We start from the raw sequence: 11,873 nt of genomic DNA, 5'->3' as shown, positions 1-11,873 counted from the left end.
GAAAGAAGTGGCAATGCGGATCCTGCTGACAAACGACGATGGTATCCACGCAGAGGGCCTTGCGGTCCTCGAGCGGATCGCCAGGACGATTTCCGATGATGTCTGGGTGGTGGCGCCCGAGGCGGATCAGAGTGGTCTCGCCCATTCGCTGACGTTGTCAGAACCGCTGCGCCTGCGCCAGATCTCGGAGAAGCGTTTTGCGCTTAGGGGCACACCGACGGATTGCGTCATCATGGCCGTGCGCAAAGTGCTGGACCGCAAGCCGGATCTCGTCCTGTCCGGCGTCAACATCGGCGCGAACATGGCCGACGACGTCACATATTCCGGTACCGTCGCCGGTGCGATGGAGGGAACGCTGCAGGGCATTCGCTCCATGGCCCTGAGCCAGGCCTATAGCCATATCGTCGGTGAGGCCGTTGCCTGGGACGTGGTAGAACGGCATGCGCCTGCGTTGATCCGCAGCCTGCTGGCGGTTGACCTGCCTGATGGTACGTTGCTCAACCTCAACTTTCCGAAATGTTCGGCCGACGCCGTCGCCGGCACCGAGGTGACCTCGCAAGGCAAGCTCGATTTCGGTCTGACGATCGACGAGCGTTCCGACGGTCGGGGGTTTCCCTACTTCTGGCTGCGCTTTGGCGAGCGGTTCGGTGATTTCCGCGCCGGTACCGATATCCACGCGCTGCGCGAAAACCGGATCTCGGTGACCCCGCTCAAGCTCGACCTGACCGACTATACGGTGCAGGAGCGAGTGGCACGGGCCTTGAGCGAAGGGACCGTCGTTTGAGCGGACGTGTTTCGGAACAGGAAGGCTTCGCGGCGATGGTCCTTCGGCTTCGCGCCGAGGGCATCAGCAACCAGAGCCTGCTGAACGCTGTCGAGCAGACGCAACGCGGCCATTTCGCGCCGCCGCAGTTCCAGGCGGAAGCCTACTCGCAAAGGACGATCCCGCTCGAGTGCGGTTCGTTCATGGAAGGCTATGACTTTGCCGTGCGGCTGCTGCACTGCCTCAATCTCAAGTCCGGCCAGCGTATCCTCGAAGTCGGCACCGGCAGCGGCTTTACCGCCGCCGTCATGGGCCGCATCGCCGAGCGCGTGCTGACGATAGACCGCTACCAGACGCTCGTCGCTACCGCGCAGAAGAATCTGGAAAAATCAGGCGTGCGCAACGTCATTGTTCGGCATGCCGATGGCAGCGCCGGCGTGCCGGGTGAGGGCACGTTCGACCGCATCCTGATTACGGCTGCCTTCAACAGCCTGCCGCGCATGTTCTCCGACCATCTTGTTTCCGGCGGAACGCTGGTCGTTCCGATCATGATGAGCGAAACGCATTGTCGGGTGGTGCGTGTCAGCCGCACCGGTAGCCGCTTCGACCGCGAGGATCTGTTCGAAGCGCCTTACCTTCCGATCGTTCCGCAACTGGCGTCTTACCTCTAAGCTCGCCATTCCAGTCTCCCTGGGACGTCACGCTGCGAAAGCTGGCCTCATCCAGCCGCGCCACGCATCCAACCTTTCACCCCGAACGCGGGCGCGGTCGAGACGCGAGCTGCTATGCCCGCGTCTCGACCGCGCAAACCAGCCTGAGCGGTTTGCGGCCCCGGGTTCATCTTCGTGGCCGCGTGAAGCCGGTGGGCGATTGCGCGCCAGGGGCGGTCATTGGTTAACAAAACCCTAACCGCGCCAGTTTCGCGCAAGCTTTGCGCCATACGCCTTCGGCTGCACGAAAGGTCTGGCCTTGCGAGTCGCTGAATTTCTATGCGGCTCGGAAAGGTGACTTGGTCGTGCGGTTGACGGAGACGGCACATGCAGATCGCGAACAGGCTGACGACCGCGACATCAGGCGACGGGCTGGGCAACCTTGCCGGTCGTACGGCGGGGCAATCCGGGCCAAGCGGCAAGGATGAAAGTGCAGTGCAGGCGCTGCAGGCAACTTTCTTCGATCCGACGCCACGGATTTCGCTTTCCGCCGATGCGTTGCTTTACCTCAGCCAGAACAAAAGATCTTCTGACGGGCAGCCCGCTCTGACGCGCGACGAATGGAACAACCGCTTGTCGCCGCAATTGGCGTTGCGGGAACACCAGGCTTTTGGAAAGTTCCTCGAGACCGGCGATCACCGCGCGTACTACAAGGGTTTCATCGAGTACTACGATGGCCTGCGATCGGAAGACCAGGACAGCCTGCGCTATTTCGGAACGCGTGAGGCGGCTGTCGCCGGACTGCGCTCGCTCGAATACGATCAGGCAGGCGGCCTGGAGGGCGAGGCGACCTTCCAGACGCTGGTGAGCGTGCTCCTTGAGGAAGACAAGACCGCACAGTCGGAAGCACCAGCCTCACCGGCGGGACGCCAGATCTTTGCCTGGGACCTGACGAGCATCAGCTATGAGGACGAGCCGACCGAGCGGCGCGCCGTCTCGGAAATCGAACGCCTCTATTCCGAACTGATCTAGGCTCTGTGTGCGCTCATTGCCCGGGCCAGGCATCGCTCTATGGTTAGCATTCTGTCAAACTAGGGCTTTGGTGGTGCCGACCTTAACCGTGCGGTAACTCTAATACGCTTTAATCATCCCACATCGAGTTGCGTTCGGAGTGGGTAAGCGTCATGCGTCAGTTTGTATCTCCCAAGGTTGGAAAGTCCACGATCCGCCTGTGTGCAGCAGTTTTGCTGGCAGGTGTCGCCACAGGCTGCAGCTCCGACGCCAGCCGTTTCGACGGCTTGTTCTCGCGGTCGGACACGCTGACGACCAGCTCAATTCAAAGAAATACGACACCGGTGCCGCGCGGCGACGTCGCCAACGGCCAGATGGCTGTGGTTTCGCCGGCCGACACGCGCAACTCGGCGCTCGGTCAGCCCTATCCCGCGGCAAACGGTGCGTACGACCCGGTCAATACGGCGTCTACACCGATGTCCAGCGCACGTGCCGCCTCGACGCCGATGAACGTGCAGCGTTCAACGCTTGCAGATCCGACTGCCGTCTCCAGCCGCCGTGTCGATCCGCAGCCGTTCCCGGCGGCACGCCAGGTCGAGCAGGCGTCCACTGCCACGCGACAGGCATTGCCTGCGGCCGTCAATGAGGCGGCGAGCAAGAGTGGCTGGACGACGCAGAACGCGCCTTCGATCATGGTTCGCCAGGGCGACAGCGTTGCCGTTCTCTCCAAGCGCTTCGGTGTTCCGGAAAAGGAAATCCTGAAGGCTAACGGCTTGAAGACGGCCGGACAGGTCGAGCCCGGCCAGCGCCTCGTCATCCCGACCTTCGGTGTTGCGAGCAGCGCTGCGAAGGCTGCTGCCTCCAACACGATCACCGACCTGGATGGCAGCAAGCGTCAGCCATCACCCTTACCGACCGATCAGCGTGATGTCGCGATCCTGCCGGGCCAGTCGCAGTCTCGCGAAAAGAGCGAAAGCAAGACGGATGTGGCGGCAGGCAAACTCGCCACGACAGGCGAGGGCAGCGGTGACGGCTCATACACCGTCAAGCCGGGCGATTCCCTCAATCGCATCGCCAAGGCAACGGGTGTCTCGGTCGGCGCGCTCAAGCAGGCCAACGGCCTGACGGCAGAATCGATCCGTGTCGGCCAGAAGCTGACGCTGCCGGGTGCCGCAGGCGCCGCGACCGATCAGGTCAAGACGGCATCCGTTCCGAACAAGAAGGCTGAAGGTCAGGTGGCCGCGCTCGACAAGAACAAGCCCGCCGAGTACCAGCCTCCGGTCGCAAAGCAGAGTGTTACCGAGGTCGCCAGCAAGACGGCCGACGTTGACGAGGAATCGCCGAAGTCGACGGGCATCAGCAAGTATCGCTGGCCAGTTCGCGGTGCAGTCGTCGCCGGCTACGGCGCCAATGTCGATGGCAACCGCAACGACGGCATCAACATCTCCGTGCCCGAGGGGACGGCGATCAAGGCCGCCGAAAACGGTGTAGTCATCTATTCCGGCAGCAGCCTGAAGGAACTGGGCAACGCCGTCCTCATTCGTCATGACGACGGCACGGTCACGGTTTACGGCAATGCGTCCGAACTGAAGGTCCAGCGCGGTCAGAAGGTGCAGCGCGGCCAGACGCTCGCCGCATCCGGCATGACCGGCCGCGCAAGCCAGCCGCAGGTCCACTTCGAAGTGCGCAAGAACGCCAGCGCCGTGAACCCGGCAACCTTCCTGGAATAGGTTGGTATTAGCCGTCCAGCCGGTGGCGCAGGCGGCCGGCCAGATCCTGAATGAACTGCCAGGCGACGCGGCCGGACCTTGCTCCCCGCGTCGTCGACCATTCCAGCCCATCGGCGTGCAAGGCCTCCTTGTCAACAGCCAAGCCGTAATGGGCCGCGTAGCCGTCGATCATCGCGAGATAGTCTTCCTGGCTGCATTTGTGGAAGCCGAGCCACAATCCGAAGCGATCCGACAACGACACTTTCTCCTCGACTGCCTCCGACGGATTGATGGCTGTCGACTGTTCGTTTTCCATCATGTGCCGCGGCAGGAGATGGCGTCGGTTCGATGTTGCATAGAGCAGCACGTTCGTCGGCCGCCCCTCGACACCGCCGTCGAGCACGGCCTTGAGCGACTTGTAGGACGTGTCGTCATGGTCGAAGGAAAGGTCGTCACAGAAGACGATCACCGGCACCGGCGCCGATTTGAGTATTTCCATCAGTGCGGGCAGCGTCGCGATATCCTCCCGGTGAACCTCCACGAGCTTCATCGCGACACCCGCATCCCGTGCGATCTGCGCATGAACGGATTTGACCAGCGAGGATTTTCCCATGCCGCGCGCGCCCCACAGAAGCACGTTGTTTGCCGGATAACCTTCGGCAAAGCGCAGCGTGTTGTCGACCAGGATGTCGCGCACGTGGTCGACGCCGGTGATCAGCGACAGTTCGATGCGGTTCGGCCTTTTGACCGGCTGCAGATGATGGCTTGCCGGCGCCCAGACGAAGCACTCTGCAGCGTCCCAATCGTTGGCGGCGGGAGCGGGACCGGCGATGCGTTCGATCGCCGCGGAAAGCTTCTGCATTTCCTTGATGAGAACGTCGATCCTTGTGTCACCCATTTGTCCATCTCCGCTTGCTGAATCAGTCACTTGGCTTCGGTTTAACCGGGTAGCACGCAGGTTTGCGCTGGAAAAGGCCGCACCGGGCGGGACAGGGGGTTCTCCTCTTGCACAATTTATGTCAGAGGCACTGGAACGGATACGGGTGCCGTCGCTTTGCATTGCGGCTGCGCGCCCTTATATTCCGGCCGATTTGGCGCGGAGGAACCGCCGCATATTTTGAACTCAAGGAGTGATCGATGTTCATTACCGAAGCTTTTGCGCAGACAGCCGGCGCCCCGTCGACCGGCGGCGCGGACATCCTTATGTCCATTCTGCCCTTCCTGCTGATCTTTGTTGTCATGTATTTCCTGATCATTCGCCCGCAGCGTGCGCAGATGAAGCGCCGCGAAGAGCTGCTGAAGAACATCCGTCGTGGTGACCAGGTCGTGACCGGCGGCGGCATCGTCGGCAAGGTGACCAAGGTCGTCGACGACAGCGAGCTGGAAGTCGAGATTGCGGAAGGCGTCAAGATCCGCGTCGTTCGCAGCGGCGTGTCGGAAGTTCGCGTCAAGGGCGAACCCGTAAAGGAATAATAGAAGTCCAGCCACAACCGGGAGTATCCGGGTCACGGAGCGTTTGAGGCATGTCCAATCTGAAGCCGTTGAAAAGCGCTCTTGTTTGGCTGGCAGTGCTTTTGGGTGTCGCGTTTGCGATGCCGAACTTCCTGACGAAGGAATGGGCGGATGCGCTGCCTTCGTGGCTGCCGCACCGTCAGGTGGCGTTGGGGCTCGACCTCCAGGGTGGCTCGCACTTCATGTTGCAGGCCTCGCGCGAGGATATCCTCGCCGAGCGGCTTGAGGCAGTGACAAATGATGTCGGCAAAGCGCTGCGCGATGCCGACATTGCCTATATCGGCCTGTCGGGCGAGGCGCAGCTGATCTCGCTGCGGGTTCGTGACCGGGCCAAGTTGCCGGCCGCGCGCGCAGCGCTCGCGCCGCTCATGACGCCGGTTGAAACCGGTGGACTGGTCAACGACGAAGTGACCGAACTGGCCTTCGACGGCGCTGAGGAGGACGAACTTGTTCGTCTGCGCCTGAGCGACGACGGTATCGACTACCGGATGTCACAGGCTCTGGGACTGGCGATGGACGTCGTTCGGCGCCGGATCGCCGAAGTCGGGGTAGCAGAGCCCCTCATCCAGCGCCGTGGCGGTAATCGACTTATCGTTCAGGTGCCGGGTCTGGCGGATCCACAGCGCCTGAAGGACCTGCTCAGCCAGCGTGCCCGCGTTTCCTTGCAGATGCTGAACACTGCCGTACCCGTGGAGCAGGCCATCGATGCGCAGCCGCCCGCCGGCAGTGAAGTGCTTTACTCCTTCGACGATCCGCCGGTCCCCTATCTCGTCGAGAAGACGCCGTTGCTGTCGGGGGAGGATTTCGCTGGCGCGCAGCCGGAGATCGACGCGGCAAGCGCCGAGGCATCGGTCGCCATCAAGCTGACACCGGCGGCAACCGGCCGCGTCGTCGCGCTTCAGGCCACGGGCGCCGACCAGAAGGTTGCGATCATTCTCGACGACCAGGTCGTCGCAACGCCGAAGCTTGGCGATGCTGTGAAGGGCGATACGGCAATCATCGCCGCCGATCTGCCGGAGGAGGGTGCCGGCGACCTCGCAGCTCTCGTCAGGACCGGACCGTTGCCGGCGACGTTGACAGTCGTCGAGGAGCGGACTGTTGGCCCAGGCGTTGGCGATGATGCGATCGGTGACGGTCTCAAGGCCGGCTTCATCGCTGCCATTGCTGTCGCCGCATCGATGGTCTTCTTCTACGGTGTCTTCGGTATCTTCGCCGTTGCCGCCCTGGCCGTGAATCTCATCTTGATCATTGCCGTGCTTTCGCTCACCGGCGCGACGCTGACATTGCCGGGCATTGCCGCAATCATTCTGACCATTGGCGTCGCCGTCGACTCCAACGTGTTGATCTACGAGCGCATCCGCGAGGAAGCACGGGGCGGTCAACCGTTGGTCCAGTCGGTCAACAAAGGCTTCGCGCGCGCCTTCAGCAGCCTTTTCGATGCCAATCTGACGATGCTGATTGCCGGTGCGATCCTCTTCTACCTTGGCTCGGGCCCCGTGCGCGGCTTCGCCGTCACGCTTGCGATTGGCAGTGTCACGACATTGTTCACCGCCTATACGGTCACCCGCAGGATCGCCAAGGCCTGGCTGCGCGGTTGGAAGGCCCAGCACCTGCCGAAGGGCATCCGCACGGGCCGCTTCAGCGATCTCGACATCCGCTTCATGGCGATCCGAAATCCGGTCTTCATCGTCATGGCGGCGCTGTCGGTCGCTTCCGTCGTGCTCCTGGCCAGCCTCGGTCTCAATTTGGGCGTCGACTTCAAGGGCGGGTCGATCATCGAACTCGAAGGTAAGGCCGGCAACGTCGATATCGCCGATCTGCGCGTGCGGCTTGATGAGTTGAACCTCGGCGAGGTTCAGGTGCAGCATCTGGGTTCCGGTAACGATGTTCTCGTGCGCGTCCCGTCGCAGGAGGCAGGTGACAATGCCGAGCAGACCGCGATCGGCGTCATCCGCGCGGAACTCAGTGATGAATATGCGTTCAAGCGCGTCGAGGTCGTCGGTCCGGTGGTATCGGGCGAATTGACCCGTGCCGGCACAATTGGTCTTGCCGTCTCCTTTGCCGCGATCCTGCTTTACGTGTGGCTGCGTTTCGAATGGCGCTTCGCACTCGGCGCGATTGTGGCGACCCTGCACGACGTGCTGCTGACGATCGGTTTCCTCGTTGTAACCGGCATCGAGTTCAATCTCGGCAGCATCGCTGCCGTCCTGACCATCGTCGGTTATTCCTTGAACGATACGGTCGTGATCTATGATCGCATCCGCGAGAACCTCAGCCGTTATAAGAGGATGCCCCTGTCGGTGTTGATCGACGCTTCGATCAACCAGACGCTTTCGCGCACAATCCTGACTGCGCTGACGACCGGACTGGCCCTGGCGGCGCTCTACCTCTTCGGTGGCGGTCTTATCCGTTCTTTCAGCGTTACCCTCTTGTTTGGCGTCATCGTCGGCACGATCTCTTCGATCTATATCGCTGGTCCGATCCTCATTCTTTTCCGCAAGCGGACGGACCATTTCCAGGGCGGGGAGAATGCCTCCGGCCCGGGCGCCGGAGCGGCGCAAACGACAAAGGGTTCAGTCTGAAATGCCTAGGGGTATCGAGATCCGCGAAGCGCATTTTCCAGGGCGCGCCCCGATCGACGCCTACGGCAATGGCGGCTTTCGGTTTGCCGACATGTCGCATCGAGGCTCCGTGCTGATGCTGCCCTCGGGCGTCTACGCATGGGACGTGGTCGAGGGTGATCCGTTGGCGGTCGAAAAGTTCCAGCGGGTGCTGGACGAGGCGCGTGACATTGAGGTGTTGCTGGTCGGCACCGGCCGGGATATCCGGCCCTTGCCGGCCGAGTTGAAAGCCGCCCTGCGCGCATCGAATATCTCGTCTGACCCGATGAGCACCGGAGCTGCGGTCAGAACCTACAACGTGATGCTGGCCGAATCGCGGGCGGTCGCCGTCGCGCTGATTGCCGTCTGATCGCGACCAGGGAAAGACTTGCGTGCAAGACCTCGACATCCAGATCCTGACCGACATCAGGGACACTGACCGTGACCGTTATCTCGCCTGCCTGCTGGCGCCTGTAGCCAGCCAGTCGTCGCTCGCTCCGCTCTATGCGTTCAACGCCGAACTCGCCCGCATTCGCGATCTCGTGCACGAACCGATCCCCGGCGAAATCCGCATGCAATGGTGGCGCGAATTGCTGGAAAATGAAGATGCGACCGGCGAGGGGCATCCGCTCGCGCGTGCGCTGCTCGATTGCATTCGTAAGCATCGACTACCCATCTCGGTGTTTCAGAACATGATCGATGCGCGGATCTTCGATCTCTACGATGATCCGATGGAAGACAGGGCGGCGTTCGAAGGTTACGCCGGAGAGACGGCATCAGCGCTGATCCAGCTGTCATCGCTCGTCCTCGATCCGCAGAACGCTGCAGAATCTGCCGAGGCTGCCGGTCACGCCGGCGTCGCCCAGACGGTCGCAGGTCTGCTCCTGCTCCTGCCGCAGCATTGCCGCCGCGGCCAGGTCTATCTTCCGGCCGATCTCCTGAGGGCAACCGGCCTCGACCGGGAAACGCTGCTCGCTGGAGAGGACCTGGAAGCGATCGGGCGGGCGATCCGGGCCTTTACCGGCTTCGGCCGCGACCATCTGGCCAAGGCACGCGCCCGGCTCGACACGATCTCGTCCGACAATTTCGCAGCCTTCGTTCCGCTGGCACTCGCCGAGCCGATCTTTAACCGGGCAGACGCCGTTGGAGCAGAGCTGCTGCGCAATCCGATCAGGCCGACGCAATGGCGGCGACAGTGGTGGATGTGGTGGGCGAGCAAGCGCAAGCGGTTCTAGTGCTTGGCGGTCGAATCTGCTTAGCATTTCGGACAATTGTCCCTATGAAAAGCTGAGGCGCTTCACTTGAACCCCTGCGCGGCGTCTTTTGGGGCCGCGGGTTTGGCGGCCGGCTGGTCAAATTGGCGCAAGGCTCGCATCGTATAGACACAGTCTAGCGACTCAATGCCCACTGAGGGGGTGCCCGTCTGATGCTCTGGCTGCTTTTCATCATCGTCGTCATTCTCGCCGGCGCCTTCTATATGTGGATGAACGCGCGGGCAGAGCGGGATTGGGACGATCCGGATGCCGGTTCGGCGATGGTCGAGTTCGGGCGTGCCTTTCCGGACGAAGCGATCCGTGCACTTCACTCGACGGCAGACCGGAAGGCGATTTTCCTGCGGCTGCATGACGGCAAGGCCGGTTTCATTCAATCGCACGGCACGCACTATGTCTGCCACGTCATTCAGCCGGGCAAGGTCCGGGTCAACAGTTCCGACAGCGGCCGTGGCCTGATCGTCCATTTCCCTGATTTCGCCTATCTCGACAACGCGTTCGAGTTTCAGAACGCCAGCGAAGCGGCCGAGGTGTCGCTGTGGCTGCTGGGCAGTTTCAGCCCGAGGTCAGAATTCACTGCAGAGGAGGCGGGCGCGCCGTCTTCGGCGCAGGCGAACGAATAGGTCGCCGTCAGTCGAGCCGATCACGGCCGACCGTCATCTGATCAACATAGGCTGCAAAGGCAGGGCCGCCGGCAATCCGGTGTGATTCCGGCTTGCCTTGCGGATGTTTGACTCTCAATCCGTGCCGTTCAGCCAGGCGGCGCAGTCGCCGAGCGCGCGGGCGGCAGTCGCCTGCTTCTTCGCTGCGGCCTTTTCCTTGCCGCGGAAGCGCTTTGCCCCTTCGGGCTTGGTGATGGCGCCCGGTTCCAGCGGCGGGAACAATCCGAAGTTGACGTTCATCGGCTGGAACGAACGTTTGCCCGGCTCGTCGTCGGAAACGATGTGACCGCCGGTGATGTGGTTGAGCAGCGCGCCGAAGGCTGTCGTTGCCGGCGGCGCGACCAAAGGTTCACCCTTGCGCTCCGCTGCGGCGAACCTCCCGGCCAGCAAACCGATGCTTGCGCTCTCGACATAGCCCTCGCAACCGGTGATCTGGCCGGCAAAACGCAGGCCCGGCCGCGACTTGAGCGTCAGCGTTCCGTCGAGCAGGGTGGGTGAATTGATATAGGTGTTGCGGTGCAGGCCCCCGAGGCGCGCGAACTCCGCATTCTCGAGGCCCGGGATCATCCGGAAGACCTCCGCCTGCGCGCCGTACTTCAACTTCGTCTGGAAACCGACCATGTTGTAGAGCGTGCCAAGCGCGTTGTCCTGGCGAAGCTGGACGACGGCATAGGCCTTGACCGTCGGATTGTGGGCGTTGGTAAGCCCCATCGGTTTCATCGGCCCGTAGCGAAGCGTCTCGCGTCCGCGCTCTGCCATCACCTCGATCGGCAGGCAGCCATCGAAATAGGGCGTGCCTTCCCACTCCTTGAAGCCGGTCTTGTCGCCGGCCACAAGCGCGTCGATGAAGGCGTTGTACTGCTCCTCGTTCATCGGGCAGTTGATATAGTCCTTGCCCGTGCCGCCGGGGCCGACCTTGTCGTAGCGCGACTGGTACCAGCAGATGTCCATGTCGATCGTCTCGGTATAGACGATCGGCGCGATGGCGTCGAAGAAGGCAAGTGCATCGGCGCCCGTTTCCTGGCGGATCGATTCGGCGAGGTCCGGCGCGGTCAGCGGGCCGGTTGCAATCACTGCAAGATCCCACTCTTTCGGCGGCAGGCCGCGGATTTCTTCGCGAACCACGGTGATCAGGGGATGGCCGGCGATCGCCGCGGTGACGGCGTCGGAGAAGCCATCGCGGTCGACGGCGAGCGCGCCGCCGGCCGGAACCTGATTGGCATCCGCCGCCTTCATGATCAGCGAGCCCGCAAGACGCATTTCGGCGTGCAGCACGCCGACGGCGTTGCTGGTCGCGTCATCGGAGCGGAAGGAATTGGAACAGACGAGTTCGGCAAGGCCGTCCGTCTTGTGTGCATCGGTGCCGCGGACGCCGCGCATCTCATGCAGCACGACCGGAACGCCGGCCTCGGCGATCTGCCAGGCCGCTTCGGAGCCGGCAAGGCCGCCGCCGATGACATGAATGGGAGAGTGGGAAGAGGTGTCTTTGCTCATGGTCGGCTTCCTACCATGCCCGCCCCGTTGTTCCAACCATCGTTGCTATGGGAACAAACGAAAACGGCGCCCGAAGGCGCCGTCAGACCGCTGACAAACCCCTGGCACCGTCCAGGGGTTTATGATTCATTGGGACATGTTGAAGAAACCCGTTCCCGAACAGACGGCGCTCGAGATGGTGACGCTCGACAGTCTGGTGCC

Annotated in this window: 11 protein-coding genes; 9 read left to right on the top strand and 2 right to left on the bottom strand. The window is 62.5% G+C overall.

Annotated elements, in window-relative coordinates; translation table 11 throughout:
• The first annotated feature begins 13 nt into the window (after positions 1-13).
• From surE to BC363_RS06555, 4 genes are all read left to right on the top strand, one after another.
• Positions 14-784: a 5'/3'-nucleotidase SurE gene (gene surE / locus BC363_RS06570; protein ID WP_065781173.1), complete on the top strand. Its 771-nt coding sequence runs from the start codon at positions 14-16 to the stop codon at positions 782-784.
• The gene (locus BC363_RS06565) at positions 781-1,434 is read left to right on the top strand and encodes a protein-L-isoaspartate(D-aspartate) O-methyltransferase (RefSeq protein WP_065781172.1); all 654 of its coding nucleotides are present in this window, start codon (positions 781-783) and stop codon (positions 1,432-1,434) included. The genes surE and BC363_RS06565 overlap by 4 nt, the downstream gene beginning before the upstream one ends.
• Before the next feature lie 366 nt (positions 1,435-1,800).
• Positions 1,801-2,445: a biotin biosynthesis protein BioC gene (locus BC363_RS06560; RefSeq protein ID WP_065781171.1), complete on the top strand. Its 645-nt coding sequence runs from the start codon at positions 1,801-1,803 to the stop codon at positions 2,443-2,445.
• A gap of 152 nt (positions 2,446-2,597) precedes the next feature.
• Positions 2,598-4,154 (top strand): LysM peptidoglycan-binding domain-containing M23 family metallopeptidase, encoded by a 1,557-nt coding sequence (locus BC363_RS06555; protein ID WP_065781170.1) that lies wholly within the window; start codon positions 2,598-2,600, stop codon positions 4,152-4,154.
• Positions 4,155-4,161: 7 nt separating this feature from the next.
• Here BC363_RS06555 and BC363_RS06550 read toward each other — a convergent pair whose 3' ends face one another.
• Positions 4,162-5,031, bottom strand: a complete 870-nt coding sequence (locus tag BC363_RS06550) for an ATP-binding protein (protein WP_065781169.1) — start codon at positions 5,029-5,031, stop codon at positions 4,162-4,164.
• A 239-nt stretch (positions 5,032-5,270) separates the two neighbouring features.
• Between BC363_RS06550 and yajC the strand changes: the two genes are divergently transcribed.
• From yajC to BC363_RS06525, 5 genes are all read left to right on the top strand, one after another.
• Positions 5,271-5,606, top strand: coding sequence for a preprotein translocase subunit YajC (yajC, locus tag BC363_RS06545; protein WP_065781168.1), 336 nt, complete (start codon positions 5,271-5,273; stop codon positions 5,604-5,606).
• A 50-nt stretch (positions 5,607-5,656) separates the two neighbouring features.
• Entirely contained in the window at positions 5,657-8,227 is a 2,571-nt protein-coding gene (gene secDF / locus BC363_RS06540; protein ID WP_065781167.1) for a protein translocase subunit SecDF, read from the top strand.
• Between the two features lies 1 nt (position 8,228).
• Positions 8,229-8,615, top strand: a complete 387-nt coding sequence (locus BC363_RS06535; protein ID WP_065781166.1) for an Mth938-like domain-containing protein — start codon at positions 8,229-8,231, stop codon at positions 8,613-8,615.
• A 22-nt stretch (positions 8,616-8,637) separates the two neighbouring features.
• Entirely contained in the window at positions 8,638-9,480 is an 843-nt protein-coding gene (locus BC363_RS06530) for a phytoene/squalene synthase family protein (RefSeq protein WP_065781165.1), read from the top strand.
• Positions 9,481-9,671: 191 nt separating this feature from the next.
• A complete protein-coding gene (locus BC363_RS06525) occupies positions 9,672-10,139 on the top strand; it encodes a hypothetical protein (RefSeq protein ID WP_065781164.1) in 468 nt (155 codons plus the stop codon).
• 114 nt (positions 10,140-10,253) lie between these two features.
• On the opposite strand, the gene trmFO is transcribed toward BC363_RS06525, so the two are convergent.
• A complete protein-coding gene (trmFO, locus tag BC363_RS06520; protein ID WP_065781163.1) occupies positions 10,254-11,672 on the bottom strand; it encodes a methylenetetrahydrofolate--tRNA-(uracil(54)-C(5))-methyltransferase (FADH(2)-oxidizing) TrmFO in 1,419 nt (472 codons plus the stop codon).
• Between the last annotated feature and the right edge of the window lie 201 nt (positions 11,673-11,873).

It is taken from the genome of Ensifer sp. LC384 (genome assembly GCF_001695865.1).
GTDB lineage: Bacteria > Pseudomonadota > Alphaproteobacteria > Rhizobiales > Rhizobiaceae > Ensifer.
The sequence above is the reverse complement of the archived record's forward strand: the minus strand, read 5'-3'. Positions and strand labels throughout refer to the sequence as shown.